Here is a 26027-nt window from a genome sequence, read left to right as displayed (position 1 = left end):
AACGATGCCACGCATAGGTTAACCGTGAGTCAGATTGTGCGCATTCTCGGAGTCAAGGTCACTGGCTCAGTGTTCCTGGGCCTGAATGAAGACGGTGAGCATCGGTGGTCCGCTGATCCGTGGCGGGTGGCGGGATGGATGGCTGACGGGTGGCGGACTCGGTTTAATCAGCACCGATCGAGACGGCACAAGTACGTCTACGGGCACGGAGACCAGGCCTGCTGCGATCCTTTGGGGCGCGTGCTGGTGCCGATCGGCTCGAGGGTGAGCGACCTTAGCGACAAAGATGCCCGCGAACGCTATCCACACCTGGCAGCAATGCCGGCGTACGTACTCCAGTCGACCGAGCGGATCGAGAAACAGGAGTGGTTCGCGGCTGCGAAGAGGCGAGCCACAAATCATGGGAAGGGGCGAAAACCCGGGAGGATGCCGCGATTCCAGTCACGCAAGCACGGTGACTCGAGATTCGTCTGCTGGTTCAACGGCGGTAGGAACGCCACGTACCAGCAGACCGGGCGCCGCGCCGGTCTCGTCATCATTCGCGGACAGAACCCATCCGCAGCTCCTGACGGAACACGACGATGGTCGCTGCAGATCCGTGTCCGCCATACGCAACAGGTGCGGGAATACACGTCCGTCGCAGTGAACCTCACCCGCCGCGAGGTGGCATTCACCAGCCCCGTCGCCGCCCGTGACCACCAACGATCCGGTCGCAGCGTCGGGATTGACGTGGGAGTCGCGAACACCGTTGCGACCAGCGCCGGGAGCATGCACTCGCTCCCAGACCTGTCCAATCACGCGGCTGATGTTGTGCGTCACCAGAAGCGTATGGCGAAGAGCCGCGTCGTCGCTAGGCGCGAAGGGCGAGACTTCCACACGTCGGCCAGGTACCGCGCCCACAGGGAGGCCGCAGCCAAGGCCGCGGCCGCCGCGGCAAACGTACGGATCGACTGGGCCCACAAGCTCGCGACCGCGCTCGTCAACGAGCACGACCTGATCGGGCTCGAAGACCTACGACTATCGAACTTGACCCGGAAGGGGAAGAACAAACGATCACTGAACCGGCTGATGCTGAACGCGGGCTTGGGACGGTTGCGATCGTTCGTCGAGTACAAGGGTGCTGCGGCAGGGATCCCGGTCGTCGCTGTCAACCCACGGAACACGAGTCGGCGCTGTCGCGCCTGCAGGCACGTTGCCGCGGAGAATCGCGAGAGCCAAGCGATCTTCCGCTGCAAAGCCTGCGGGCATCGGGCACACGCTGACACCAACGCTGCCGGGAACATTCTCGACGCAGCACGCGAGGCAGTCGCCTCCGGGGCCTGGACAACGGCCTCGTCAACGGGGAGCGCAGCTAAGACCAAGCAGGCTCAGGCCGGGCGGGCACGCGCAATGAACCGAAAACCAGCGGCCCCGTGGGGCCGCCCCTTGACCGCGCATCAGCGTTGAAGGGAATCCCGATCCGCGAGGGCCGGGAGGAAGTCAAAACCGGTCGAAGTCCGCACGCGTCCCGTCTCGGTTCCAGACCGCGAGGCTCCAGATGCGCCGCCGCAAGTACATGAGCGACCCGGCGCTGGTCTTCGCCGGCCAATGGTTCGGCCGCTGAGGGCTGGCGCGCGCATAGGACGAGCCGGAGGTCCATTTTGAGCACACCAGACACCCCGCCCACCGGCCCCGACAAGCCGTCCGCCGGCGACCGCGCGAAGGCAACCGCGAAAGGCCTCGGCAAGGAAGCGGCGTCCATCGTCGCGGGAGCGGTCGGCGGAAAAGCCGCGGGAGCCGCCGGGAAAGCCGCGGGCGGTGCTGCCGCCGCGGGCAAGGCCGCAGGTGCTCAGGCCGCGAAAGCCGGGGCCGAGAAGACCACCGCGACGAGAGCGAAGAAACTCGCCGCCGACGCTGCCAGCAAGAGCAAGGACCGTCTCAAGCAAGCCGCGACGAGGCCCCAGTCGAACGCGTCCACTCGGAGCGGCCTGGCTGGTGCTCGCGACGACGCGAAAGCCGCCACCAAGAACCTCGCCAAGGGCGCGGCGTCCGGGGCGCTGCAAGGCGCAACGAAGGGCGGCTGGGTCGGAGCGGCGATCGGCGCCGCGGGAGGCGCTGCTGTCGGACTCGTCGACAACAAGGCCGGGCAGCGCACGATGCTGCGCATCCTCGCGATGCTCGCGATCATGTCCCTCGCGATCACCCTCCTCGCCGGAGCCCTCGTCTCTGCGACCGTGAACGCCTTCGCCGCAGCCCTGTCCAGCCAGTCCCAGGACACCGCGGCCGCCGCCGGCGCCGAAGCGTCCGAGATCCGCGACGCCCGAGCCGCATCCGAAGGGTCCGCGACACCGTGGCAGCTGACGCTCTGGATGGAGCGAGAGAAACCCGACGTCGACTTCGACCCGCGCGCGTTCGACACCGAGCTCATCCGGCAGATCCCCGCCGACGACGACCGCGAGCTCATCGCCGGCTCCGTCCGCGACGGCGAGACCGGACGCCTCAAGCTCGGCGACTCCGACGTGGACAAGGCTGCCCAGGAGACCGCAGAGAAGGGATTCGTTGCGGCCCTCCTCGCGCTCTATGGCCCAGACGGAACCGCGGACGCGCCAGAAACCCCAGCCCCCTTGGGCACCCCGACGACCGAGGCCACGCCTGATGTGACTCCGACCGCTAATTCCACGTCGCCCGAGGCAACGCCGACCGCGGAAGCCACCGAGACACCCGCGCCGACAGCTCCGCCCGCCGCCCCCAGTGCCGGACCGCCCGGGCACCTCGACGAGGCGAGCGCCAAGACGGCGTTCACGACCGCTCGCGAGTGGGCGCTCGCCATCGGCAACACGTGCGGCGACGCTGGAGCCGGGTCCATCACCGCGCCCGCGTCCGGCGACGGTGGCGGCACGGTCGACGTCAACGGGCTCACCTCCGACCAGGTGTCGAACGTGCGCGCGATCATCGGGGCGACCAAGACGATGTTCCCGACCGCCGACACCCGGTGGGCCGGGATCGTCGCGATCGCGACCGCCTACCAGGAGTCGACGCTCGTCAACATCGGCTACGGCGACTACGAGACCGGGGGAGTGCTCAACCCCGACGGCAGCCCCACCACGTCCATCGGCCTGTACCAGCAGCAGGACTCCTGGGGCACTCGCGAGCAGCGCCTGACCCCCGCCTGGGCGACGGGCAAGTTCCTGTCCGTGCTCCGCGCGGTGCCCGGCTGGCAGGGAATGGAGCTCGCGAAAGCCGCGCACGAAGTGCAGGTGTACGCGCTCCAGTATTACGACAAGTACAACCAGGCGCAGCCGCTCGCCGAGAAGCTCTGGGACGCGTACGAGAAGACCTCACCGGCCATCCCGCTCCCGGGTGACCTCACCGGGGCGCCCAGCGCTGGCGGCGACGGCGCGCTCCCTGGCAAGAGCCAAGGCGGGGTCGCGTGCGCCGAGTCTGGCACCTCTGTCGGCGCGGTCTCCGGCGGCGTCGCGTACCCGCTGTCGCTGGACGACCCGTACCACCAGATCACCGACTTCTTCGGCCCCCGATGCTGCATCGGGTCGTCGTTCCACCGCGGCGTCGACATCCAAGGCATCGAAGGCTCCGCCCCGATCTTCGCGATCGCTGCGGGCACCGTCACCGAATCCGCGTACGGTTCCGGCGCCGGCAACTACGTCACCGTGCAGCACGACAACGGCATCTCCACGTCCTACTGGCACATGGTCGCCCCGTCCCCGCTGAAGGTGGGCGACAAGGTCAAAGCTGGCCAGCAGCTCGGGACCGTCGGCGACACCGGGTCCAGCTTCGGCGGACATCTGCACCTCGAAACCTACGATCAAGCCGGAGAGAAGGTGAACCCCGTGACCACGCTGAAAGGCATGGGCCTCGACCTGTGCGCGTACACGATCTCCGGCATCTCCTCGAAACAGACCTGCGGATAGGACCACGATCATGACCACCACCAGACTCCGCCTCATCATCGTCGGCGCCGCCGCCGTTCTCATCGTCGCCATCTCCGCCATCGCGGCGTGGGCGATCAACGCGAACCAGCTCCCGCCCACCGCCGAACCGAGCCCGGTCGCGACCGTTACCGACACTGCCGCCCCGGTGGACCCGGACCGGGAGCCCGTCGAGCACGTGGAACCGGAAGCTGGCGGCGACCCCGGCCATGATCACGACCACTCCGCCGAGAACGACCTCCTCTCCGGCACCGACCAGGCCAGCATCGACGCGTGGCTCACCTCCGCACTGCGCGCATGGGTGACGTTCGACTCCACCGAACCCACCGAAGAACGCGCAGCCCGCCTCGAGCCGTACTTCACGGCCGAACAGATCGCCGTGGACCCACTCCTTGCGCGCAGCGACCTCGGCATCTCCAACTCCGGATACAAAGCCACTGTCACCGTCCACGACGTCACCTACCCCGCCCTGATCGCTCCACCCGAAGACGAAACCGGCCTCATGACCGAGGCCTGCTACAAGACTGTCGTCGACTACACCGCCAACTGGACCCCGGGATCTAGCAACGACGCGACCCGCTTCGGTGACAACTACTGGACCATCTGCGTCCCCGTCGACTTCAGCAGTGGAGCGATGGCCCTCAGCGGGAAAGCCACCTCCGTTGAGGAGCCCGATATCAACTTCACGCCATGACGCGAAGCGGGATGGGAACGGACAGCCTGGCGGCACTGCATGTTCCTGGCCTAGGCGTTCTTGTTGCCACCAATAGTCTTCCCGAGGACGAACCCAAGCGCAGTGGTGGCGACCAGCTTCAGGAAATCAAAGAGGCCTTGCATGGCGGATACGTCAGCGCCGCTCGCGAAGAGGGGCACGACGGTCGCGGCAACGCCGGTCGCAATTGCGCCGATGATGGTCCATTTCGTCACGCTCTGCGCGAAGCGCTGTCGGTCTTTCTCTAACTCCTGCTTGTGCTTCTCGTCTGGGCTCAGCTCCCTCGGCTTCGTCGTTCCCGCTGGCGGAGAGTCAGAGGCATGCACCTCGAGAGCGCTCGTGTCCGCGTTGGAGGGCGCAGGTATGTCAATTTCCGCGGAATCTGGGACGGACACGGGGACATACTCGGCCGTAGGGTCCACATGGGCTGAATCGCGGTCGTCCTGCGCAGGGTCACTGGACGCTGAACCGATGTTCGACTGCACTACGCGTTGAATCCGAGCAGGGGCACATAGGACTCGTCCGAACGCATGTCGTCGAAATCAATTCTGCTGTTGCCACCTCGGCGATATGCGGAGGACCAGGCCGACCCGGGCGCGTGGGTGTCTCGTGAAAGTTCCACGGCTGAGCGTCCCTTGGTTCCACGCCAGACTTTGTCGAGGACCGTCGCCAGCGCCGGGTCCTGGTCTTCGCGGATAATCGAAGCAACCCCGCGTGCATCCGTGGAGTAGGAGGTTATCGGCCTAGCGCCATAACCCTTGAACTCGGAGTAGACCGATCGCAGCACTGGGCCGTACTGCCAAGCCTCGAAGTTGCCGTCTAGCAGTGGACGACCGGTCGCCTTCGCATACTCGGCCGCGGCGAAGTAGAGGATCTTCTGCAACTTCATCGGGCTGACTGGAGTGTTTTCACGGAACGAGCGTTCCAGGATGTTGTTGCTGACATTCAATGCGTCGTAGCCGCTCATAGCTGAAACCTCCCGTCACTTCTGGCGCAGTCCTCATGGACAACAACTGTGTCTACCCATTCTATCTGCTTGGCGCCGACGAGCACCTCGCGGCGACCTCCACCCGAGACTCTTCCCAGGAGAATACTCAGCGCGACCCTCCCCGCATAGGAGGGCATGACCAGAACAGCGAAGCCCCCGAAGCCGATCGAGATCCGCGACAACGATGCCCTTCCCGACGTTGTGCGGGCGACGCACATCGCGTTCCTCATCCTCAAGGGCACGAAGGTCGGGTCCTGGAGGCACCTCGTCGCCAACGCTGAGGCGATCGCGAAGGTGCGGCTCACGCCCGATCAGCAGGCGTGCCTGGACCGGAACCTGAACGTTGTCTCGCTCATCTCCGTGGATCCGCATCGGATCGTCGCGGCGTGCGCGGACTGCGGCCAGGTGTCATTCCTCGGCCGCACGCAGGACGGGAAAGCCCAAGCAGCCCCCTCGAAATGCATCCTCACCCGCGACTGCGTCGGCAAGCCCATCAAGACCCCGCTGACCGCGAAGGCGAAGCCCAAGACCGAACCGGATGCGGAAGCGGATCCTGAGGACGCGGAGCCGGAAGCTGGCCCGCTGACGATCGTCCAGCCGGAACTCGAGCTCAGCATCGACGCTGGAGTCCCGGAGTGACGATGACGACGATGTCCACGAGGGTCGGGACGGTCGAGCTGACCGGGTCCATCACCCAACCCGAACTCCGGCTCCGCGTACCCCTGGATGCGCCGCTGCCGCTTGATGGGAGCCGCACCTTCCAGGGCTGGGTGAAAGGCCTGCCGGGCCGGGCCTACGACCGGTCGACGCGGTCGTGGACGATCACGGGGCTCGGCTTCGAGTATCCCAGCGAGGAGCTCGCGAAGCTCGGCCTGTGGATCGACTACCCGCAGAACGGGCCGCTGGTCGGCTACTCCCTCGAGGACCTGACCGCGCCGATGGCTCGGCACGCGCCCGACGGGTTCGGTCTGCACATCCGGCCTCGCCTGCTCGGCAAGGACCTCGCCGGTGACCTCGTCGGCTGGGGCGCCGTCTGGAACAAGGACGAGGAGTGGTTTGAGCTTCCGCACCCGGACGCGACCGTGCGCGGCACGCTCCGGACGGGCGTCGTCTGGCCCGCCGACACCCTCGAGAAGTCACTCGCCGCCCGCGCCCCGCTCCCGGTAACCGGATTCGAGGCGTTCGCGGCGGCGCTCGGCAGTGCGCCCGACTTCGCCGCGCTCGGGGGCGCAGAGGCGCTGCGGGAGTGGCTGTCGTTCATCCCCGACTGGTTTGGGATGGATCTCTTCGAGTACCAGTCGCTCGGCACGCTCTCCATCGCGCTCGGGCACCGCCTCCTCGCGGATGACATGGGACTCGGGAAGACGAGCCAGGCTCTCGCGGTCGCCGCCGTGCTCGGCGCTGAGCGCATGGTCGTCACCTGCCCGTCTGTCGTCACCGGCGCGTGGAAGGGCGAAGCCGACAAGGTCGGGATCCTCGTGAACGGGGCGATGGACGGCGGCACAACGCTCGTCGTCAACCCAAAGAAGATGAAGCGCGACAAGCCGCTCGAGCTGCCCGAGAAGGGCATCGTCGTCGTCCCCGACTCCACGCTCGTGGCACGTCCGGAACTCGTCGAGCAGCTGCGGGCATGGGCGCCAGACCTGTTCGTCTACGACGAAGCGCACCGGGCCAAGACCCTCGGTTCCAAGCGCGGCACCGCCGCTCTCAAGCTCGCGTCGTCCTCCAAGCGCACCATCCCCGCGACCGGCACACCCATGTTCGCGTCGCCGTCGGAGATCGCTGCGCTCCTGGAGATGGTCGGCATGCTCGGCCCGCTGTTCGGCAGCCGGGACGAGTTCCTCAGGCGCTACTGCACGCAGGACCCGTTCGGCCGGTTCCGCCCACGCCGCGGCGCGCTCGAAGACCTCGGCAACCAAATGCGCGCGCACGTGTGGGTGAGGCGCATGAAGACCGACGTCCTCAAGCAGCTGCCCGGCAAGTTCCGCAACGCCGTCGCCCTGGAAGTGCCGCTCACCGAGTACCGGCGCGCGCACAAAGACATCGCCGAGAAGATCCAGGAGTGGATCGACAAGGTCATGTCCGAGACGGGGGATGCTCCGACGGACGAGATGGTCGCGGAGTATTCGAAGGGCGTCATCCGGTTCGTCTCCAAGCTCCGCGTCGCCGCGGGCCTCACCAAGATCGACGCCGCCGCTGAGTACGTGCGACTGCACGACACCGCTCCCGACGAGGACGGGCTCCACACGCGTCCGCTCATCGTCTGGTTCTGGCACCGCGAGGTTGGCGCCTCGCTCCGCGAGAGCTTCGCCAAGGACGGGCGTCCGTTCGCGGTCATTGACGCCGACACGAAGTTCGAGGTTAAGGACCAGATCGTCGCCGACTTCCAAGCCGGATTGACCGCGATCCTGCTCGCGTCCATCCCGGTCGCGAACGCCGGCATCACGCTGACCCGGGCTCAGGACATGGTGCTGGCTGAACAGGACTGGACTCCGGCGATTTTGGCCCAGGCCGAGGATCGAGCGCATCGCATCGGGCAGACCGAGAATGTCCTGATCACGAGCCTTATCGCCTTGGGAACGCTCGACGAGCACATCCAACGATCGCTCGAGAAGAAGGGCCACACGCTCGGCGCGGTTTATCAGACGGGCAGCAACGTCGCCGTGCTCGACAACAGCAACGACGACCTCATGAGCGCTGCCGACGTCATCCAGCAGATGGTCGACGAACTCATCGCGAAGCAGCGCAAGAAGCGGAAGTAGACCGTCAGCGATCGCCGAGGCGAGCCAGCAGGTCGGCGTTCTCTTCCGACACTGGGCCGAGGAGCTGCTCGAATGCGCGCTCGTCGATGTAACGCACACCGTCCGCCTCGTACCAGGGCGAGTTGTCGAACGTGAGCTCAGCCATGACCCCAACCGTACTCGCGACCGCCGCACACAGTCCCGGTGAACCCCGGACCAGAGGAGCACCACGCATGTCCACAGCAGAAGACCGCCGCGAGCAGGCGCGAGGCCAAGGTGTCGGTCAGGCCGGCCAGTTCGGGCACCAGCAGCACTCCGCGCCAGCGGCGTTCGACGCCGGCGAGGCCACCCACAGCATGGCCGACGTGCCGACACCGACGGTGTGGGCGAGCCTGACGTTCTACAACGAGCGCGGCACCGTCGTCGGGTATGGCGACGAGGAACGACTCAACCCTGACCATACGCGCCAGATCCTCGATTCCTGGCCGATCGCGAGTGTCGAGGAACTTCGGGATGCCCCTGGTGAGGGTGCTGACGAGGAGCTCGCCCAGGCGTTCGTCGAGCGCGGCTTCGCCAAGTGGCCGGTCGGCGAGCGGTGCTCTGTCGGAGCGACCCCTGACATCGCTGAGCTCACCACCTATATCGCCGCCCGCAAGGCCGACGAAGCCCGCCGCGGCGCGGACGCGGCGAGGGACGAGCGGGTCGCCGCGGCTGTTGAGCACGCAAGCCTCCAGCTCGCCAGGCACGCCGACCGCTACCAGACCCAGGTCGGCGCGACCGCGGCGTTTATCGCCCTCCAGCTGCACCCTGACGCGAAGGAAGTGCTCGTCGGCACCAACGACATGACGGGGGAGTACACGCTCGTCGGCGTGCGAAACCACGATGGAACGGTCGACACGGACTGGGTCGACGGAGATCGCCGGCTCGAATCCTGCCTGCAAGAGATGCCCTGGGAAGAGCCCCAGTGGCTCACCTACATCGACGAAGACGCCGCGGACGCGGACCTCCGTGACGAGCACGGCGCCTCCCACTTCCTCGACATCAGCGACGTCTCCCTGAGCACCCGAACCCGCCTCTACGAACTGGACAACGCATGACCATCAGCAACGACGCCACGCAGCGCCGCGAAGCCGCCCGCGGCAACGGCACCACCGGCGGCCAGTTCGGACACCAACAGCACTCAGCACCGCTCGTCATCCACGAGCCCGGAGACGGACTCCTCGCGAGAGCTCGCGCGAACCGGGAGATCGACCTCACCGAGGACGCGCGAGGCTTCGACGACGAACGCGTGTCGATGATGATGCTGATGAAGTACGACCCGGCCGACACGGATTCGACGCTCGTCCTCGACTACAGCGAGAACCCGAACTGGGACAAACGGTTCACGCACGAGCAGCTGCAGAAGCACGACCTGCTCATCGCCGACGCCTACTCCGACTGGTTCGACGCGGACGTGGACGACTTCGAGTACCAGGCAGACGGAGACTCGAACCTGAGCCTGTCCCTCACCGCGAGGATCCCCGACGCCGAGCTCTCCGAAGCAACCGTCGGCCAAACCGCGTGGAACCTGCACGCCCGGTTCGCGAACGAGACCGACCCCGGCACGTTCGGAAGCGAGTACATCGGCGCGGAAATCGACCGGCGCATCGCGACCGCAGAGAACCCGAACATCCGCGCCGGCATCCACGAGTGGATGCACAACCGCGGCCACGCTGGCGTCGGCATCACCTACCGCGAGAAGGCCGCGTACTTCCGAGGCGGCGACCACCTCGTGAAGATCGACCGCGACGGCGCCCACTGGCGCGCCCACATCCCCATCGAGCTCAACAACGCCCACGGGCGCGAGTTCGACCAGGCCGAAGCCGACGGCAAGTACGAGTGGACCCGCCACCTGCCCGCCGAGACCGCCGCCCGCACCAACGGCACCACCCAAGGAGCGTGACCATGACGAACATCAGCCAAGCCGCTCAAGCCCAGCGAGACGCCGCCCGCGGCAACGGCGTCGCCCACGCCGGCCAGTTCGGACACCAGGCCCATTCGGCTCCCGGAACGTTCGAGGCTGAGCCTGCGCACGCAATTCCCGTGCCGGTCATGGCTGAGCTCATCGACCCCGCGGACGTCGAAGCCGGCGACCAGCTCGACATGTTCCGGCTCGCGGCCGCGTACCTCGAGCGGAACCCGGAAGATGACGACCTCGTGGAGGACTTCGAGCGCAACTTCCAGCGCGGGCCCCGCACCGTCTCCGCTGTCACACACAACGACGGCGAGGTCTACGTGATGTTCGCTGACACCGACGAGTCAAAAAGCGCACGCTGGGACTTCCACCCCGGTCACGCTTCGACCGACCGAGACCGGGCACCTGCCCGGGTCCTCGACCGTTCCGATGAAAAGGCGATCGAGAACCGCCGCCAGCAGCTGTACAACCGCTCCCAGGGGTTCTGGCGTCGACGCCAGGAACTCGAGCGGGAGGCGGCCGTCACCGCAGCGAGCCTGGTGCGCATGTCGGTCCCGGACGCGAAGGCCGTGCATGTGCGCCTCGGTGAGGACGACGGGGAACTCCGATTCGGGATGCTCGAGCTCCGCGACGGCACGTTCCTCGAGTTCGATGACCTACAGGACCGTCCCGACCTGGAGGAGATGTCCTCCGGCGTCAACGCGATCCTGGGGGAGATGGACCGCGGAGACCCTGACTGGCTCTGGCGCAACGTCACCGACGAGGACAAGCCCGGATACATCGACTTCGCATCCCGCGGCGCTGACGAGCACCCGTATCAGCTCGACATCGCCCTCACACTCGACACCGGAACGGACGATGACGCATGACCTCAACCGCAGACGCACGCCGCGAGCAAGCGCGAGGCAACGGCGTCGCCAAGGCGGGTCAATTCGGCCATCAGGCCCACACCGCACCGGGGGCGTTCGACCCCGGTGCGACCGCTGCACCCGCCGAAGCTCCGACGAGCCTGAACGCCTGGGCCGAAGCCCTCGCGGAGAAGCTCCGAGCGGACAAGTCCAACGATTGGTCGGAGGAGCTCGCGCAGCTCGACGCGGCCCGCGCGCACGAGGGCACGAAGGACGGCGCCGCCGACAAGGCGCAGGAATCGTTCCGGAAGCTCCTGGAGGTCAACCCCGCCGAGGGATATGCGACATACCAGGGGTTCGAACACGACGTGAAGCATGCCGAGTACCCGCGTCTTCGCTACCGGCCAGCGGACCCGAACGACGAAGAGTCCTACGCGTCGTTCATCGACCCCTACACGGGGGACGAATGCGAGATCCGCGCCGTCGACATCGCTGAGCGCTGGACAACCTTCGACGGCTTCGAGTACGCCGAGATCGATCCCGAGGACCCGTCCATCGGGTTCGACTACGACGGCGAGGCGGAGTTCGAGGGTCTCGTCTACCAGTCAGAGAACTCGGACAAGCCCGTGCGGCTCCCAGAAGGCTGGCGCGAGCACTGACACCGCGCGCATAGGACAGGGGCGCGGCCGATCGGGCGTGCCCCTGTCGCCGTCTGGAAGGCCCCGCCCATGAACCTGCTCGAGCAGATCCTCGTCGCCAACGACTACGAGCTCGTGAGCGACCCCGGCCTCATCACCGGCGTCCGGCCCGACGGGACCCGCCTGTCGATGCTGCGCTGGTTCAACACGAAGCACGCCGAAGCCGTCCTGATCCCTCGCAACTACGTCGTCGTGTGCGGCATCGGCGCGCGCTGGCGGCTCCCGACGGTGGAGTGGGAGCGGTTCCTGCCGGTCGACGAGCAGACACCACGGAAGACCGCCGACATCATCGCCGAGTTCAACGAGGTCTTCGCGCCCCTCCTAGACGGCTCGGAAGACGAGGGAGCCGCGATCCTCAGCGCGTACGGCGACCGGTACGACATGAACGCGGTCCTTGACCGGTCCGCGCGAGCCGCAGGGTTGCGCACGTCGTCGTTCATGGGACGCAAGAAGCCCGTCCACGCCCCATCCGGCACCGAATACCGCGTCTACGGCGACGGGGACCGACTCATCGCCACCCGCCACACGAGCGACGCCGAATCGTCGATGACGCTCCCCGGCCGCGACTGGGACGACGTGACCAACTGGCTCCGAGAGACGGTGGTTTGAGGCCGGCGGGGCTCGGATTCAGCCGACGAGGACGCGACGGACTACAGGCAGACGATCGACGGCGTGATGCGGTAGTCGTCATTGTTGCCACCGGTCGTGGGGAAAGCGGTGAACCGCATCTCGAGCTGCACGGTTCCGGTCGACGTGGCGGTGTAGTTGAGCGAGATGGTCTGAGCTGCGGTGTATCCGGCGTTGCAGGCTGGCGGGTCCTGTAGCTGGTTCCCGAACCCGGACTTCGTGGAACGTCCGCCGACCCGCTGGCCCGCGATGTATCCGTCGAAGTTCGTGTTGACCGTGGTCGTGCTTCCGTTGCAGCCACGCTGCGTCTGAATGGCGTACCGGATCTGGTAGGTGCGTCCGGTAACGACCGAGAGCGGCGCGGTGAGCCGGAGCACATAGTTGCTGGCGGTGCTGGCGTTGTCCCTCTGGAAAGTGAAGTTACGAGTTGCGCCCGTCCCCGCCCAGGATGCGCCCTGGTTCCCCTGGGTGTTTCCCGAGCCGGTGCCGGTGCTTGACGCGACCCAGCTGGCGTTCGCCGGGACAGGCGGGCACACAAACTGCGATGCGGCCGACGCTGGAGCCGCGGCGGCAAGGGCGATAACCGGGACGGACCAAGCCGCACCGGCCACCACGTCTCGTCGGGACAGGTCAGCGGTCTTAGGGGATCTGCTCACAGCAACTCATCTCTCAGTGCGTACACGTTCCTGCGCAAGCTAGCAAGTGGCGTGAACACCGCGCAGGTCCCTTCGGTTTCCCGTCTCCTCCTTGCGGATTCTCGCGATTGGGGGTGCCGGCGGCAGAGACTGCGGTGCAATCCCCGGTAGGGAAGCGACCGATCTGAGGAGCCCTCCGGTGCCCGATACCCAGCCTTTCGAGGCTCCCGCCTTGAACCTCGTCCAGCCGATCGCCGTCGTGCCCGGCGCCCACTTCGAGACCATCGCCGCCGTCGCGATCGCGTCCAACCTCGCGGCGCCCACGCCGACCTGGAGACCGACCCGTGGAAGACGTGGCTGTCGCGCGCGTTCACCAAGACGGTGCGGCGCATCTCGAAGCCCGCCAACGCCCGGTTCATCGCGGAGCTCAGCGCCGCCGACCCCGCCAGTCGGTCCTTCACCGTCGGGGGGAGCGACCGCCTACGCGTTCGCGCCGATGGCGTACGACGACTTCCCGAAACGGATCCGACAGCTGCGCGTGGCGGGCCTCGATCTCGAACGCGACGGCGGCTCGTTCGGCACGATCCCGGCCGGGCACCTCGTTCGCCCGGACCTTGTTGTCAGCAACGACGTCCAGATGACGACCGGAAAGACATCGGCGCAGGTCGCGCACGCACTCATGATCTGGCTCATCGAGCTCCGTTCGACCGGGCACGCTGCCTTCCTCACCTGGCGGGAGGAGCCGGCTCTCGCCCTGCGCGTCGCCGACCTCCACACGATTCCGGGCGACCCGGCGCACTCCATCACGATTGTAGACTCCGGCCTCACCGAGATCGCGCCCAAGACCGCGACGGTCCGAGTCCTGCGCCCATGACCCTGGCTTCGCCGCACACAGTGCCCGTGACGCACCCCGAGGGAGCACACCCATGAGCAACCACGCAGACACCCGGCGCGAGCAGGCACGCGGCAACGGCGTCGCCCACGCCGGCCAGTTCGGCCACCAAGCACACACCGCACCGGGCGCATTCACCGACTCGATCGAACCCCTGGAGCCCGCCGGCATCGCCGTCCCCATCGACGCGCTCCGGGAGGGCGACCGCGTAGACATGCGCCAGGTGATCGAGGGGCACATCGAGCGGGCGGAGGATGACTTCGACCCGGAGGACCTGGATGTGCTCCGCGCCGAGTTCGCTCTTCCACAGCTCATCACCGACGTCTACGTGGACGACGGCGGAAGGGAGCTCACCTTCGACAGTGGCACGTCGTGGCACTTCCCGGCGACGCTCTACGAGGACGGGCTCCACGCAGCCCCGGACTACGTTCCGGCGCGACTCGATGACCCGACCGACCCGGCTGAGCTCATGCCAGTACTGAGCAAGCGTGTGGAGATCCAAAGCAAGGCCGCGTTCGAGGCGGAAGCGCGCCTGCAGAACACGACCATCGACAGCCTCCGCCAGTACGCCCGCGCCGTCGACCCGGACCTGACCGCGTTCCACCTGAGCGAGGGCGGCTACGACAACGGCTCGTTCATCGACATCGAGTCCGTGACCGTGAACGGCCAGGTGATGGATGTGAGCGAGTACGGGAAAATGGAGTCGCTCGACGGTCTCGCCGCCAACCTCTCCGCCGTTCACCTGGACCAGCGCGGCCTCCGCCCCGCCGACGAGTCCGAACCGGGCGAGTGCACCATCGACGTCACCCCGAGAGAGGTCCGAGCATGACGCAGCACAGCGACGCACAGCGTGAGCAGGCACGAGGCAACGGGGTCGCCCACGCCGGCCAGTTCGGCCACCAGGCGCACACGCCACCCGCCGACTTCGACCCGGGGGTGACGACCACCAGGGTCCACGCGTACCCGCTCTCCTCGGAACCGCTCGACGGGGAAGTCACCGTCTCCGACGACGGTGACGATCAGGAGTGCGTGTGCGGCAACGCGGCCGTCGGCGACGGCTACTGGCTCGACGCCGACCCGGACGGGAAGATCGACCCGGACCGGCAGCAATCGACGGAGCACGCCGATCATGCCGTGTGCCCGAAGTGCGGCCGCGTCTACGAGAACGGAGCCCTGTTCAAGGCACTCGGCAGTTCGGCCCCAGCCGTCGCCCGGTACGACGTGACCTCGCCCGAGTTCCTGACGGCACGGCAGGCGTACGAGGACGAGATCTTCTAGGCAGGTCGTGCGCACCAGCCCGGCGGGTTCTTCGGTTTTCCGCTGGGCTGGTTCGTTTTCCGGGGCACGGGAGCGGGCGGGTGTGTGGTCGTGCCTAAGCTCATCCGCCAGAGTCAGCCCCTGCATGCTCCTCGCGCAGATCCCAGAACGAGCCCCGATGGGGTGACGCGGTCTGGGCCCGCGGCTGCCAGAGTCGAAGGCAGGGCGCATGTCGTCAATCCAACAGGCGTTCGGGTACGCGCGAATCCGCGTTGACAGCGAGGCGGACCTGGTGGAGTTCGGCTCCAGCCTCGTGAGCAGCCACGTCAAGATCCTCGAACGGGACATGTCGGTCCCCACGTCGTTCAGCGCCCTTGCCGGGCCGAGGTTCTGCGCGGCGCATACGGTGTGGCCGAAGACGAAGATCAAGATCGACCGATCCCTGTACCTCGCCTCGCACCGCCGCCTGTTCATCTTCGTCAACAAGGGGCAGGTGAACGTGAGCGTCGGCACAAACACGTACACGCTCACCTCTGGGCAGGTCAGTGCGCAGTCGGTCGCGGCGCGCGAGCTCACGCTCGAGATGGTCGAGGATACGAACGAGGTGCTTCTGCTCAGCGTGGATGTGCCCGCCATCGAGGACGCGAGCAGCATCCAGCCCAACGAGGTCCGCTTCCTGCGCGACCCGGGCGTGAACGCGCTCACATACGCCGCCAGCTACGGCCTCTCTAAGGCGCCGCTGCCGCAATCGAAGGAAGCTGCGACGACGATGTACACGGGAGCCGCGACCATCGCGCGGATGCTGCTGCTCCACGCCCAGGCGGAGGCGCCGCTGACGTCCTACGAGGCAGCGATGCGCTACATTCGCCTCCACGCCTCCGACGACTCTCTGACCGCGACCGGCACCGCCGAAGCGCTGGGGGTATCTGAGCGGAGCCTGCAGCACGCGTTCCAGGCGAACGGTGACAGCCCCTCCCGAGCGATCCGCCGCACCCGCGTCCAGCTCGCCGAGGCGTTTATCCACGAGAACCCGGACCGCGACCTCGACGACGTCGCTCGCCTCGCCGGGCTGCGCACCGCCCGGCGCCTCCGCGAAGCGAGGACCGCTATCGGACGGACTGAGACGCCGGTCGCGGCTGCCAGGGTCTAGGGCCAGCACGCGTCCCCGCATGGCTCAGCGCAGGCCGAACCAGGCCAGCGCTGAGCTGTAGGTGTACGAAAGGGAGTGCAGATGTAGGCCTACTCGGTGCTTGGCCGTTCGGGAGCGCATCCCAGCTCACGGACGACGAGGTCATCATCGTCGACAGCGTTGTCCCCCAAGATAGAGACCTGTTCGGCTCACAGCTGCGGTCGTTGTCGCCGGTCTGCGGGTGACCATGGGCGCGGGCCCGAGGCGAACACGGAACCGGTGTCATCCCGATCGCAGAGGTCCGAGAGGACTTCACGAGCGCCTTAGGCTCCAACCGCGCATAGGACCGGAGCCGGCCATACTTCGCCGGCCCCGCACCGAGAGGCCCCGATGACCACCACTGCCGAGACCGACCAGCTTCCCCGTCACGCCCGAAAGCCTGCGCCCCGCGGCCGCAAGGTCCGCCGGATCATCGGGAACGTCCTCGGAAGCCTGCTCATGACCGTCGGCGCCGGCATGCTCGTTCTGACGCTCACCGCCCCGCAGACGATCGAGCAGGGGTACGGGCACGTCCGCGGCGCCGTCAACGACGTGTCCGCATCCGTCTCGGAAGCCCAGGGAGTGCTCCCGTCCGTGGCGCTCGGCGTGCAGGGCGGGCAGGACGAGCTCGACTGGTGCGATGGCACCTTCATCGAAATGGTCTCGTACCAGTCCGCGGAGAACGTGCCACCGGTCTACGCCGCGCACAACAACTGCGGCGGCGACGTCGTCCTGAACTGGACCGTCGGCACACAGCTCACCATCGACGGGCGCCCCGGCACCTACGAAGTCGTGGAAGTCCGCAACACGGAAAAGCACTGGGTCACCACCGACGAGCTCGTGGGCCTGCAGGGAGAGCTCGCGCTCCAGTCGTGCTTCTACGGTGAGAACCGGATGCAGTTCGTCGGATTGGAACTGGTCCAGTCATGATCCGGAAGTAATTGCGAGGAGGCAGTGGGCCCTCGTGCGCCCTCCCGCCGTAGGGATTTCCTGCAGGTTCGACCTGCGCTTGCCGGACTCGCGGCGGCCGGGCTAAGTGAGGCGCAGGCCGCCGCTGCCACTGGACTTGGACTTGGACTTGGACTAAGACCAGCTGATCACAATGGAACCGGCGTGACCTGGAGCGAGCGCGCTGGAGCCTGACGAAGTCACGGTGACTCCGGGGCCGCCGCCAAAGCTCGAGCCGCCGCCGCCGCCGCCACCACCGATCCAGGTGCCGTCCGCGGGAGCGGTCTTGACGATTTCGCCGCCGCTTGCGCCACCGGCGTAGCCGCCGCCACCTGGGCCCGTTTGCGCCGTGCCGTTCGCCGCGTTGGTGACCGCGTTTCCGCCGTTACCTCCGCCGTTGTTTCCTGTGCCGGTGTTTCCACCGGGATTTCCTACGCGGGTGGTCGCGGTGTACCCGACCGAGATGTACGTGCCGACCACACCGGAACCGCCAGTTGCCCCGACCGCCGGACGACCCGGTCCTGCGACGAATCGCACAGCGCCAGCGTTGACGCCGGCGCGAGTCATGCCGTTCGCGCCCGCCGCACTGGTGCTTGCAGCAACGCCCTGCACCGTGCCGTACGTGTCTTGGATTGTGTAAGGGCCGCCCGAGACGACGACGCTCCGACCGCCTCCACCTCCGGCTGCAACGAATAGCGTCGTTCCTTGGCGGAGCGCACTACCAGCACCCCCAGCCCAGGTAGTGCTTCCGCCGCCGCCGTTACCGAAGCCCACTCCCGGTGTGCCACCCGACGCGCCAGACGCCACGATCAGCGTGAACGTGCGCTCCGACGTGGAAGCGGGGAGGGCGATGGTGCCCTGTACCCGCGCACCGGCATGTGCGCCGCTGGTGTTTGCTCCTGAACCGCCAGAGCCCAACACGTTGAAAGTGAGGGTGCGCGCACAGGCGGGGACAACCACAGTGTGCGTGCCGGGCCCACGGGTGACTGTTCCGGGCGCGCACTGCGAAGCCGCTGCCATGGGCGTTGCGGCGGCGGCGGCGATCACGGGGATCGACCAGGCTGCCCCGGCGACCAAGGCTCGCCTCGAGGGTGAGCTGTCGGGGGACGAAGCAGGGGTGTTGTGAGAGTTCATTCGTGCTCCAGATAGTCGGTCTGAGATCTCAGGTGCGACATGGGTCCACGCCCCGGCCGGCACGAAAGCAATGTATGCGGCGGCCATTCATCTTCGGGAGCACGCGGCCAGACCCGACTGGAAAACGAACGCACCGAACGCGATTCCGAAAATTTCGTGGAGGAAGTGCAGCGATGGTCGCCGCGGGGGTCGGCAACTACCCGACCACCCGCTCTGCCACCGGGAGCGGCTCGAAAAGCTTGTCCACCGACAAGTGCGTGGCCGGCAGCGGCGCTGGTTCGATGCTGCACCCGGCGAGGTGACGACCGATGGCGGCGAGGACCACGGCGTCGGCTTCGTCGTTGTTGGCGACCTTGGCGGTGGGGAAGCGGCGTTCGACCTGCAGGACGACCTGTGACTTGTCGCTCTTGCCGCCGCCGGAACCGTACACCGCTCGGGTGCCGGGGGTGATGGGGATGACGGCGATGCCGCGGCGGGTGAGGTTGCCGGCGACGTTGTGCCAGTTTGCGAGCATCTCCCCGAACGGGCCGGAGTGGTGGCTGAGGGCCTTTTCGATGACGACGAGGTCGCTGGCCCGGAACCCGCCGACGAGGGCTTCGATGCCCTCGAAGAGCGCGTCGAGGCGTTCGTAGAGCCTCACCAGGTCACCCGCATGCGGCGCTGTACCCAGGACCGTGCCGACGTGCTCGAACGTGCCGTCCGGGCCGATCACCGCAACACCGGTGCTGTTCAGAGACAGGTCGATGCCGACGACGCGGGCGCCCGGCTCGAGGACTGGGCGGGGGTGCAGGACCTTCTTCTTCGCGGCCATCAGCGCTCCCGAACGGTCGTCGGGGTCGCCGTGATGGTGCGGGAGCGGTCGCCGTCGAGGATCCGGATCTTCGCGACCATGCCCGTGTGCTGAGCGATCGCGGAAGCGAGCGTTACCACCTGTCCAGGCGTCGACTCGGGGCCGTGCTCGACGGCGAGGGCGCCGAAGGCTCCGATGTCGGCGTCAGCGGACGCGAGGGTCGGGACGGCCGTGAACCCGTGCTCGCGCACCAGGTCCTCGATCGGGGACGGGACGTACGAGACCGGGACGTGTGGGGCGGGGCGGAGGGCGGACGGCGATGCAAGTGTCATGCCACCTCTATGCGGGGAGCGTCGCGCCGCCGCCCTGAATGAGCATGCCAACCGCCACCGCCACCGCGCCGTGATCGTCCGCTCGCGTCCTTCGCGCGCATAGGAACCCCGACGGAGTCCGCGTTTTTCGCCGCACACAGTGCCTGCGAGACGGACCAGAGCGGGAAGGCAGGGCCCAAACATGGGGGCAGCAGCACTACGACAGGACGCGCACGCATCGAGGCGTGAAGCACACCGGGGCAACGGCGTCGCCCAGGCAGGCCAGTTCGGGCATCAGCCACACTCGGCGCCCACGAGCCCGCTGTTCGACGACTCGGTGACCTCCGAGGAGATGCGGGAGGTGCTGAACACATTCAAGGGCGCGGTCATGAAGCGTGCCGGGTCGCGCAAGTGGTCCAAGGAAGACGTCGACGACATCGCCCAGGAAGCGCTCGTGCACTTCGCGAACCGCCTGTGGACCGACCAGCTCAAGCGGGAACCGACCAACCAGACGCCGCTGCACCTGCACCGGGCGCTGCGCGAGCACGGCGGCATGCTGCTGCAGATGATCCCGCGCTCCAGCCAGGACGTCATGTTCGGCGAGCAGAAGATCGACCACCGCGACATCAAGGCGACCGCGCTCCTCCAGCAATCGGACGTGAAGTTCCAGGAGCTGCACGGCCGGTTGATGAACAACGGCGAACGCAACCGCGAAGCCATGCGCATCCGCGAGGAGGAGTTCGGCGACAAGAAGCCGACGCTCGAGTTCCACAAGCGGCAGACGAACGTGTCCACGAACCAGCTCGTCGGCACCTCCCCGGACGGGGTCGGGTTCGAGATGGGCGAGCTCATGGAGGCGCGCGCGTTCGCCGCTCCGCAGGCGTTCGCGCAGGACACGAACCCGCTGCTCCAGGTGGAGGAGTTCGAGGCGGCGCAGGGCGGGTACGAACTGCTCGAGCGCAAGACCGGGCACAAGAAGCCCGTCGCCGCCGACTTCGGTCTCACCCCCGACAACGCGTGGAACACCCTCGCCGAGCACACGGGCGCGCCGACCGTCACCGCCCAGTCGCTCCCGCACGAGCAGGCGAAGGCGTCCGGCGTTGTCGTCCAGCAGTACGACGGGGGAGCGGCGGGACTCGCGCTCGCCATCAACGACGGGTCCGCGTCGGAAGCCGCCACCGACGCGTTCTACGCGCCCTTCGGTGGCACGAAGTCCAAGACGCTGCGCGAGCTGCGGACCATCGCGTCCGCGTTCATCGCCCAGCCGAAGTACGCCGACCGCCTCTACGCATCCGCGCTCGGCACCGCCCGGATGCCCGAACCCGAGACCGACTAAGCGCACCCTGTCGTGTTCCTCGCCCGCTCGCGCATAGGGCAGGGGACACGCCCCACACAGAAGCACCGCCACCCTTCTGCATTCGAAAGGCCACAGCATGGCACTCGCAACCACCCTCCTCGTCCTCGCCGGTGACGTCCTTCCGGCCACACTTACCGGCGCCGCGTACACACCAGGGATGTTCGTCGGCATGGTCGGTGGATGGAACGGCCTCCTCGACCTCTCCGGCGGCACGGGCCGCGGCATCATGCGCTTCCTCACCATCTTCGGCGTTGCCCTGATCGTCTGGATGATCGCGTCCTGGCTTTACAAGCGCCGCTCCGGCGGCGCGGGTGGTTTCCCCGTGATGGGTCTCCTGGCTGGCCTCTTCTTTGCCGCCCTCGAGATTCTCGTTCCCCTCGTGCTCGCGATCCTCCAGGGCATTCTCACGCTCATCACAAGCGCGCTGACCTGGTTCGGCGCGAACATGGGCGGATAGGCGACGATGCCGGCGATGTACGACCTCACCGAGGTCACCGGAAAGAAACGCAACCGCGGGCGACGCATGATCTTCATGACCGTCGAAACCGACCGTCGCACCACCTACCTGGTGCTCATCGTGCTCGGTGCGACTCTCCCGGTCGCGCTCCCCGCCATCGCGTTCCTCAGCATCACCGGCCTCGGCTGGGTCGGCCTCACCATCCCCGTCCTAGCCATCGGGATCACCCTCGTACTCGTCGGCACGCGCTCTGCCAAGCGGCAGGCGCTGCGGGTGTCCCGGCTGAAAGCCCTCGACGCATCCATCGGCGCGAAGCGGGGCCGGACCCTCACAGATCTGCTGCTCATGCGGGCCGGTGAAGGGTCCGCTCGGCGCACGAACCGGATCCTCGTCAACGGTGAAGAGCTCGTCCGCCCCGAAATCATCGACTTCGTCCCGTCTGTGATCGGCATCGACAGTCCCGTGCAGACAAAGCCCCGCCCGCTCGGCCTCATGCCCGGAGAGATGCCAGAACCCGAAGAGCCCCCGCTGCGGCGGGCCCCGCGCGGGCACAAGGCCCCGACCGACCCGACTGCCCCACGCCGCTCCGCGACCGCCGTCCTCGACGACTGAGATTCAGGAACCCCGCATGCCACGCACCCGCATCCGCACGCTCGCCTCCTGGGTGGGCGCCGTCGCGCTCCTCGCCCTCTTCGCCACCCCCGCGGCCGCCGCGGTCGCAGCCGTGCCCGTGTCGATCGGAGCCGACGGAGGCGTGATGATGATGGCGGACGAGGCCGAACCCAACCTCGACTTCTACTTCGCGTACTCGCTCCTGCGTGAGTGGGGCAACGCGACCGGGACCCTGCACAACTCCAACTCGTTCGACATCGGCGCGATGATCACGAACCTGTCCCGCTCGACCGGCACGAGCTGGATGATGCAAGGCGGCGCCGTGCTGTGGATGCTCCTCCAGGGCCTCTACGACTTTGCGCTCGCTTTCGAGCCCATCAACGGGTTCGGTGCGGGGCTCGACAGCTTCACCGCAGGCCTCGCGAAGATCGCCCTCGGCCCGGTCGGCATCATCGCCATCGTCATCGTGGTCGTCATCGCCGTGTTCAGCGCTGTCCGCGCGACCCGCATGGGCGGACAGAGCGGCATCAAACGCATCGCCGGCGTCCTCGTCCTGTTCGCCGCCATCGGGATCGCAGGTAATGGCGCCGCCGCATCCACCGGCACGGGCGACGACTACAAGCCCGGGGTACTCTCGCCCGGCTGGGTCATTTCAACAACCAACGGCGGCATCAACACGCTCGCGTCCGGGCTCGCCGGCATCGTGCAGAGCGACTTCGTCCGCGACTCCGCCGACCTCGAGTGGCGAAACCAGGCACCGGTGGATCTCGGCAAGATGACCTGCGAGGAATACGTCCAGGGCATGCGTGCGGACGCCTCCAGGGTCGTAGGGTCTTCATCGAACCAGCTGACGCAGAGCCGCGTCCAGCTCAGCTTCCTCCTCTCCGACCTGTGGTCGACCTCTGGGCTCGAGTCATACAAGACCGTCCAGTTCGGCTCCAACGTCTACGCCGACAAGGTCTACTGCCGCATGCTCGAAACCAACGCGTCGACCCCAATCGGGGTCCAGCTCACTCGCATGGACGCTGGGCGCACTGTCGCCGAAAAGGGAGCGGACGGGTACAACGGCGCCGAGCTCAACCGCGTCACCCGACCGCAGGGCGGCAGCTCTGACAAGGGCGCAGCACCGATGAACCTCCTTTCGTTCGATAACAACTCGAACCGCATGGCCGGCATGACCGCCTGGGCCGCGTGCAAGACCACCGACTGGGGCGCGACCTGGACCGTCGACCCGGCCTGGTCAAAGGAGTACACCAAGGACGACAAGGCGATTCAGCAGACGGACTGCGAGCAGTGGTGGAACGGCACCAACGGCAGCGATCCCGCCGACATCCCCGACATCTTCGACGTCGACGGCACCCCGGCAGGCATCGAAAAGGCCGTCTCCGCAACGGGCGAGGGAAGCAACCCCGAGGACGTCCAGGCGATCCGCGACTACCTCCTCACGCTCAACGGCGGATGGACCGGCGGCGGCGGCTCCGGCTCCGCGCTGATCTACCTCCTCGGGTCCCTCGCGACGATCATCGCCCTCGGCATCGTCTGCGTCGGCACGATCATCGCGAAGCTCCTCGGACTGTTCTACGTCCTCGCGCTCATGCTCGTCCTCATCGCTGGCCTCTTCACCGCCAACGGCTGGAACAAGGTCAAGCAGACGACGTTCCAGATGATCGGCTCCCAGATCTTCGCCGCCGGCGCCGTCCTCATCCTCACCTTCATCGTGATCTTCACCAACCTCCTCATGTCCGTCGGAGCCTCCCTCTTCGACCGAGGATCCATCTGGGCACTCGCGTGGATGGGGCTCGCCCCCGCCATGGCGCTCATCGGATTCAACCTCATCTTCAAGAAGGTCTTCCGCCTCCCCAGCCCCATGTCCATCAAGGGCGGGCAGCTGTGGGCCAACGCCGCAGCAGCCGGAGGCGGCGGCCTCGCAGGATCCATGCTCGGCGGCATAGGCCGCGGCGACGGCGACCCCATCGAAGGCGGATCACGACGTCTCGGACGAGCAGCGAAAGAACAGCTCCAGAAGTTCGGCACGCCCCAGGACCCGAACAAGCGCGAAGGTGCGATGGGCGGCGGTAAGCGCCGCACCAAGCTCGCCAACGCGGCCGCAGGAGACGCGGCCGGCGCAGGAGCAGTCTCCGGTGGTGCCGCAGTAGCCGGTGCGGCCGTGGGAGCGGCCGCAGGCGCCGCTGGAGCAGCTGGCGGCGAGACCGTGACCGTCCCGATCGGCGCCCCCGCAGCCACGGGCACCGTCGCGGAGCACGTCGCAGCGCTCCGCCACGCCAAGGCCGAAGGTAGGGGCGGGCTCGCAGGGGCCACCGTCCTCCCCGCCGTGGCCGGGGCCGGACTCCTCGGACGAGGCATCGGTGCGGCCGGCAAGAAAGCGTTCGCTGGGCACCAGGCGATCCGCGCCGGCGGCGGGTACAAGACGGCAGGAGCAGCTGCACTGAACCGCGGCAAGGCTGGCACCCTCGCGGCAGCAAAGAAGGCCGCGCCACAGTGGCGCCAGGCGCGCAACGCACAAGGCCAGATGGTCCTCAAGCGCACCACCGGGGTCGGCGCAGCCCTCGACCGAGCCCGCGAGCAGCGATTCCAGTCGCTCGTCGCCAGCCGTGGCATCAACCTCGCCACCGCGACCCGCTCGCAGCTGCAGGAGCTCCGCAACGACTCCACGCCAGCGCGCATGGTCAACGCAGCAGCGAAGGCCCGAGGCGCGAAAGCGATCGCCGACTCTAAGGCCGCCGTCAAGGCCGCACCAGCTCGGATGAAGAGCGCAGCACTGGCCGCCCCAGCCAAGGTCGCCGCCGGAGCAGTGAAGGCGTACAACAACCCGAAGACGATGAGCCGCGTGAAGACCGCAGCGAAGGTCGGCGCCGGAGCAGCAGCGATCGGCCTCACCGGCGGACTCGCCGCAGCACCCATCGCCGCCTTCGCCGCACACAAGGGGATCGGCAAGTCCCGCAGCTACCTCGCCGCAACCCGGAAGGGTGAGCACCAGGCGGACCGTCTCCAGGCGTACCGGGGAGTGCACACCGCAGAGGCCAAGCGGAAGGAAGACGGCGAAGCCAGGGCAGCAGCCGAAGACAAGGCCGATCAGAAGGCAGCCGCCTCCGAAGATCGCATCGCAGCGAGCGTTGCCGCGAAGTTCGCGGTCGCCGAAGCTGAGAAACAAAAGCAGGCCGAGGCCAAGGCGGCCGGCGTAGCCAATGCGACAGGTGCTGGAAACGCTGAGCAGCGAACGAGCGCACCAAGCGTCGGGCCCGACCCGGCCGTTTTCGACGAGAAGTGAGGATGAGGACATGTCGGCAGCACGCGCGTTGAGCGACGAAAGTGAGATCGAGCGGCGCGAATCGGCACGCGACGACCTGGGTAGATTTGGTGCGCAACAGCACCAGAGACCCGCGGAGGTCGTACACATGTCATTCCCACCAGCCGACCCACGGGGCAGTTTTCGCTTCCCTGACCCCGAATCGTTCAACGGCACCCTCGAAGAGTTCCATGCCTTCTTCGTCACACAGCCCATCGACGACGAAACCCTTGCTCGAGTCAACAGCTGCTACCTCACAGCGCGCAACCGCGACTTCGACACGCTCCACCGCGAGGGCCTCCTCGCGTTCGAGAACGACGACGACGTAGTGGCCTGGTTCCGCGCAGCATCCGCGGACGAGGTCGAAGCAGAGCTGAGGACCCGCAAGGACGACTACGCAGACGCGTACGCGGTGAGGAAACTCAACGAGCGGTGGCCGGGCGGCCCCAGTATCTCGCCCCTCAAAACGCGCACGTATGCGCGCGTTTTCCAGATGGTGCGGCTCCGCGGGATACTCAAGGACCCGGACGTCAAGGAGCAGCTGCTGGCGATGCCCGTGCCCCAGTCCGAGGAACGGCTCACGTTCAAGGACCTCGCGGTTCGGTTCCGTCTAAATGACTGGGCTGACAACGCCTTTGACCGGTAGGACGGCACCAGGCTCAAGC

27 protein-coding genes are annotated in these 26027 nt (G+C 67.3%); 20 read left to right on the top strand and 7 right to left on the bottom strand.

Annotated features, from left to right (window positions below):
- The first annotated feature begins 138 nt into the window (after nucleotides 1–138).
- The 3 genes from C5E06_RS19785 (at nucleotide 139) to C5E06_RS09600 (ending at nucleotide 4620) form a co-directional block, all read left to right on the top strand.
- Nucleotides 139–1446, top strand: coding sequence for an RNA-guided endonuclease InsQ/TnpB family protein (locus C5E06_RS19785; protein WP_374953238.1), 1308 nt, complete (start codon nucleotides 139–141; stop codon nucleotides 1444–1446).
- Between the two features lie 194 nt (nucleotides 1447–1640).
- Nucleotides 1641–3908 carry a M23 family metallopeptidase gene (locus C5E06_RS09605; protein ID WP_104306713.1) on the top strand — a complete coding sequence of 756 codons (2268 nt, stop codon included), beginning with the start codon at nucleotides 1641–1643 and terminating at the stop codon, nucleotides 3906–3908.
- 10 nt (nucleotides 3909–3918) lie between these two features.
- Nucleotides 3919–4620, top strand: coding sequence for a hypothetical protein (locus C5E06_RS09600; protein ID WP_104306712.1), 702 nt, complete (start codon nucleotides 3919–3921; stop codon nucleotides 4618–4620).
- Nucleotides 4621–4670: 50 nt separating this feature from the next.
- Here C5E06_RS09600 and C5E06_RS09595 read toward each other — a convergent pair whose 3' ends face one another.
- Nucleotides 4671–5033, bottom strand: coding sequence for a hypothetical protein (locus C5E06_RS09595; RefSeq protein WP_146081346.1), 363 nt, complete (start codon nucleotides 5031–5033; stop codon nucleotides 4671–4673).
- An 89-nt stretch (nucleotides 5034–5122) separates the two neighbouring features.
- Nucleotides 5123–5605 (bottom strand): Panacea domain-containing protein, encoded by a 483-nt coding sequence (locus C5E06_RS09590; protein ID WP_104306710.1) that lies wholly within the window; start codon nucleotides 5603–5605, stop codon nucleotides 5123–5125.
- Nucleotides 5606–5761: 156 nt separating this feature from the next.
- Between C5E06_RS09590 and C5E06_RS09585 the strand changes: the two genes are divergently transcribed.
- Nucleotides 5762–6265, top strand: coding sequence for a hypothetical protein (locus C5E06_RS09585; protein WP_104306709.1), 504 nt, complete (start codon nucleotides 5762–5764; stop codon nucleotides 6263–6265).
- Between the two features lie 2 nt (nucleotides 6266–6267).
- Nucleotides 6268–8388 (top strand): DEAD/DEAH box helicase, encoded by a 2121-nt coding sequence (locus tag C5E06_RS09580; protein ID WP_104306708.1) that lies wholly within the window; start codon nucleotides 6268–6270, stop codon nucleotides 8386–8388.
- A 4-nt stretch (nucleotides 8389–8392) separates the two neighbouring features.
- Here C5E06_RS09580 and C5E06_RS19235 read toward each other — a convergent pair whose 3' ends face one another.
- A complete protein-coding gene (locus C5E06_RS19235) occupies nucleotides 8393–8533 on the bottom strand; it encodes a hypothetical protein (RefSeq protein ID WP_181062926.1) in 141 nt (46 codons plus the stop codon).
- 67 nt (nucleotides 8534–8600) lie between these two features.
- On the opposite strand from C5E06_RS19235, the gene C5E06_RS09575 reads away from it, so the two are divergent.
- The 5 genes from C5E06_RS09575 (at nucleotide 8601) to C5E06_RS09555 (ending at nucleotide 12476) form a co-directional block, all read left to right on the top strand.
- A complete protein-coding gene (locus tag C5E06_RS09575) occupies nucleotides 8601–9464 on the top strand; it encodes a hypothetical protein (RefSeq protein WP_104306707.1) in 864 nt (287 codons plus the stop codon).
- Nucleotides 9461–10309 (top strand): hypothetical protein, encoded by an 849-nt coding sequence (locus C5E06_RS09570; RefSeq protein WP_104306706.1) that lies wholly within the window; start codon nucleotides 9461–9463, stop codon nucleotides 10307–10309. Before C5E06_RS09575 ends, C5E06_RS09570 begins: the two co-directional genes overlap by 4 nt.
- A 2-nt stretch (nucleotides 10310–10311) precedes the next feature.
- Nucleotides 10312–11190: a hypothetical protein gene (locus C5E06_RS09565; RefSeq protein ID WP_104306705.1), complete on the top strand. Its 879-nt coding sequence runs from the start codon at nucleotides 10312–10314 to the stop codon at nucleotides 11188–11190.
- Nucleotides 11187–11828: a hypothetical protein gene (locus tag C5E06_RS09560; protein ID WP_104306704.1), complete on the top strand. Its 642-nt coding sequence runs from the start codon at nucleotides 11187–11189 to the stop codon at nucleotides 11826–11828. The genes C5E06_RS09565 and C5E06_RS09560 overlap by 4 nt, the downstream gene beginning before the upstream one ends.
- A 69-nt stretch (nucleotides 11829–11897) precedes the next feature.
- Nucleotides 11898–12476 carry a hypothetical protein gene (locus C5E06_RS09555; protein WP_104306703.1) on the top strand — a complete coding sequence of 193 codons (579 nt, stop codon included), beginning with the start codon at nucleotides 11898–11900 and terminating at the stop codon, nucleotides 12474–12476.
- 41 nt (nucleotides 12477–12517) lie between these two features.
- Here C5E06_RS09555 and C5E06_RS19230 read toward each other — a convergent pair whose 3' ends face one another.
- Nucleotides 12518–12871: a hypothetical protein gene (locus tag C5E06_RS19230; protein ID WP_181062925.1), complete on the bottom strand. Its 354-nt coding sequence runs from the start codon at nucleotides 12869–12871 to the stop codon at nucleotides 12518–12520.
- Between the two features lie 754 nt (nucleotides 12872–13625).
- Between C5E06_RS19230 and C5E06_RS09545 the strand changes: the two genes are divergently transcribed.
- The 5 genes from C5E06_RS09545 to C5E06_RS09525 all read left to right on the top strand — a co-directional run bounded on the left by C5E06_RS09545 (nucleotide 13626) and on the right by C5E06_RS09525 (nucleotide 17376).
- On the top strand, nucleotides 13626–14003 hold the full coding sequence (locus tag C5E06_RS09545; RefSeq protein WP_104306701.1) for a peptidyl-tRNA hydrolase: 378 nt from the start codon (nucleotides 13626–13628) through the stop codon (nucleotides 14001–14003).
- 52 nt (nucleotides 14004–14055) lie between these two features.
- Nucleotides 14056–14850 (top strand): hypothetical protein, encoded by a 795-nt coding sequence (locus C5E06_RS09540; RefSeq protein WP_104306700.1) that lies wholly within the window; start codon nucleotides 14056–14058, stop codon nucleotides 14848–14850.
- Nucleotides 14847–15299 carry a hypothetical protein gene (locus C5E06_RS09535; protein ID WP_104306699.1) on the top strand — a complete coding sequence of 151 codons (453 nt, stop codon included), beginning with the start codon at nucleotides 14847–14849 and terminating at the stop codon, nucleotides 15297–15299. The genes C5E06_RS09540 and C5E06_RS09535 overlap by 4 nt, the downstream gene beginning before the upstream one ends.
- Nucleotides 15300–15507: 208 nt before the next feature.
- The gene (locus C5E06_RS09530) at nucleotides 15508–16428 is read left to right on the top strand and encodes a helix-turn-helix domain-containing protein (RefSeq protein WP_104306698.1); all 921 of its coding nucleotides are present in this window, start codon (nucleotides 15508–15510) and stop codon (nucleotides 16426–16428) included.
- Nucleotides 16429–16797: 369 nt separating this feature from the next.
- The gene (locus tag C5E06_RS09525; RefSeq protein WP_104306697.1) at nucleotides 16798–17376 is read left to right on the top strand and encodes a hypothetical protein; all 579 of its coding nucleotides are present in this window, start codon (nucleotides 16798–16800) and stop codon (nucleotides 17374–17376) included.
- Nucleotides 17377–17529: 153 nt separating this feature from the next.
- Here the strand turns inward: C5E06_RS09525 and C5E06_RS18970 are convergent, their stop codons facing one another.
- From C5E06_RS18970 to C5E06_RS09515, 3 genes are all read right to left on the bottom strand, one after another.
- Nucleotides 17530–17931: a hypothetical protein gene (locus C5E06_RS18970; RefSeq protein ID WP_146081345.1), complete on the bottom strand. Its 402-nt coding sequence runs from the start codon at nucleotides 17929–17931 to the stop codon at nucleotides 17530–17532.
- Between the two features lie 793 nt (nucleotides 17932–18724).
- Entirely contained in the window at nucleotides 18725–19339 is a 615-nt protein-coding gene (locus tag C5E06_RS09520; protein ID WP_104306696.1) for a hypothetical protein, read from the bottom strand.
- On the bottom strand, nucleotides 19339–19650 hold the full coding sequence (locus C5E06_RS09515; protein WP_104306695.1) for a hypothetical protein: 312 nt from the start codon (nucleotides 19648–19650) through the stop codon (nucleotides 19339–19341). Before C5E06_RS09515 ends, C5E06_RS09520 begins: the two co-directional genes overlap by 1 nt.
- 181 nt (nucleotides 19651–19831) lie before the next feature.
- On the opposite strand from C5E06_RS09515, the gene C5E06_RS09510 reads away from it, so the two are divergent.
- The 5 genes from C5E06_RS09510 (at nucleotide 19832) to C5E06_RS09490 (ending at nucleotide 26008) form a co-directional block, all read left to right on the top strand.
- Nucleotides 19832–20965 (top strand): hypothetical protein, encoded by a 1134-nt coding sequence (locus C5E06_RS09510; protein WP_146081344.1) that lies wholly within the window; start codon nucleotides 19832–19834, stop codon nucleotides 20963–20965.
- 97 nt (nucleotides 20966–21062) lie between these two features.
- Nucleotides 21063–21443 carry a hypothetical protein gene (locus tag C5E06_RS09505; protein ID WP_104306693.1) on the top strand — a complete coding sequence of 127 codons (381 nt, stop codon included), beginning with the start codon at nucleotides 21063–21065 and terminating at the stop codon, nucleotides 21441–21443.
- Between the two features lie 15 nt (nucleotides 21444–21458).
- Complete coding sequence (locus tag C5E06_RS09500) at nucleotides 21459–22055, top strand: hypothetical protein (protein ID WP_104306692.1); 597 nt, start codon at nucleotides 21459–21461, stop codon at nucleotides 22053–22055.
- Between the two features lie 16 nt (nucleotides 22056–22071).
- Nucleotides 22072–25344: a hypothetical protein gene (locus C5E06_RS09495; protein WP_104306691.1), complete on the top strand. Its 3273-nt coding sequence runs from the start codon at nucleotides 22072–22074 to the stop codon at nucleotides 25342–25344.
- Between the two features lie 10 nt (nucleotides 25345–25354).
- Nucleotides 25355–26008: a hypothetical protein gene (locus C5E06_RS09490; RefSeq protein WP_104306690.1), complete on the top strand. Its 654-nt coding sequence runs from the start codon at nucleotides 25355–25357 to the stop codon at nucleotides 26006–26008.
- Nucleotides 26009–26027 lie beyond the last annotated feature (19 nt).

It is taken from the genome of Pseudoclavibacter sp. RFBI5, from assembly GCF_002931395.1.
In the GTDB taxonomy this organism is placed as follows: domain Bacteria; phylum Actinomycetota; class Actinomycetes; order Actinomycetales; family Microbacteriaceae; genus Pseudoclavibacter.
This window is presented reverse-complemented; position numbering and strand designations above follow the sequence as displayed.

Coding starts and splice junctions, on each gene's coding strand:
- C5E06_RS19785 (WP_374953238.1), top strand. CDS start 139: ATGGCTGACGGGTGGCGGACTCGGTTTAATCAGCACCGATCGAGACGG.
- C5E06_RS09600 (WP_104306712.1), top strand. CDS start 3,919: ATGACCACCACCAGACTCCGCCTCATCATCGTCGGCGCCGCCGCCGTT.
- C5E06_RS09590 (WP_104306710.1), bottom strand. CDS start 5,605: ATGAGCGGCTACGACGCATTGAATGTCAGCAACAACATCCTGGAACGC.
- C5E06_RS09585 (WP_104306709.1), top strand. CDS start 5,762: ATGACCAGAACAGCGAAGCCCCCGAAGCCGATCGAGATCCGCGACAAC.
- C5E06_RS09580 (WP_104306708.1), top strand. CDS start 6,268: ATGACGACGATGTCCACGAGGGTCGGGACGGTCGAGCTGACCGGGTCC.
- C5E06_RS19235 (WP_181062926.1), bottom strand. CDS start 8,533: ATGGCTGAGCTCACGTTCGACAACTCGCCCTGGTACGAGGCGGACGGT.
- C5E06_RS09575 (WP_104306707.1), top strand. CDS start 8,601: ATGTCCACAGCAGAAGACCGCCGCGAGCAGGCGCGAGGCCAAGGTGTC.
- C5E06_RS09570 (WP_104306706.1), top strand. CDS start 9,461: ATGACCATCAGCAACGACGCCACGCAGCGCCGCGAAGCCGCCCGCGGC.
- C5E06_RS09565 (WP_104306705.1), top strand. CDS start 10,312: ATGACGAACATCAGCCAAGCCGCTCAAGCCCAGCGAGACGCCGCCCGC.
- C5E06_RS09560 (WP_104306704.1), top strand. CDS start 11,187: ATGACCTCAACCGCAGACGCACGCCGCGAGCAAGCGCGAGGCAACGGC.
- C5E06_RS09555 (WP_104306703.1), top strand. CDS start 11,898: ATGAACCTGCTCGAGCAGATCCTCGTCGCCAACGACTACGAGCTCGTG.
- C5E06_RS09545 (WP_104306701.1), top strand. CDS start 13,626: ATGGCGTACGACGACTTCCCGAAACGGATCCGACAGCTGCGCGTGGCG.
- C5E06_RS09540 (WP_104306700.1), top strand. CDS start 14,056: ATGAGCAACCACGCAGACACCCGGCGCGAGCAGGCACGCGGCAACGGC.
- C5E06_RS09535 (WP_104306699.1), top strand. CDS start 14,847: ATGACGCAGCACAGCGACGCACAGCGTGAGCAGGCACGAGGCAACGGG.
- C5E06_RS09530 (WP_104306698.1), top strand. CDS start 15,508: ATGTCGTCAATCCAACAGGCGTTCGGGTACGCGCGAATCCGCGTTGAC.
- C5E06_RS09525 (WP_104306697.1), top strand. CDS start 16,798: ATGACCACCACTGCCGAGACCGACCAGCTTCCCCGTCACGCCCGAAAG.
- C5E06_RS09520 (WP_104306696.1), bottom strand. CDS start 19,339: ATGGCCGCGAAGAAGAAGGTCCTGCACCCCCGCCCAGTCCTCGAGCCG.
- C5E06_RS09515 (WP_104306695.1), bottom strand. CDS start 19,650: ATGACACTTGCATCGCCGTCCGCCCTCCGCCCCGCCCCACACGTCCCG.
- C5E06_RS09510 (WP_146081344.1), top strand. CDS start 19,832: ATGGGGGCAGCAGCACTACGACAGGACGCGCACGCATCGAGGCGTGAA.
- C5E06_RS09505 (WP_104306693.1), top strand. CDS start 21,063: ATGGCACTCGCAACCACCCTCCTCGTCCTCGCCGGTGACGTCCTTCCG.
- C5E06_RS09500 (WP_104306692.1), top strand. CDS start 21,459: ATGTACGACCTCACCGAGGTCACCGGAAAGAAACGCAACCGCGGGCGA.
- C5E06_RS09495 (WP_104306691.1), top strand. CDS start 22,072: ATGCCACGCACCCGCATCCGCACGCTCGCCTCCTGGGTGGGCGCCGTC.
- C5E06_RS09490 (WP_104306690.1), top strand. CDS start 25,355: ATGTCGGCAGCACGCGCGTTGAGCGACGAAAGTGAGATCGAGCGGCGC.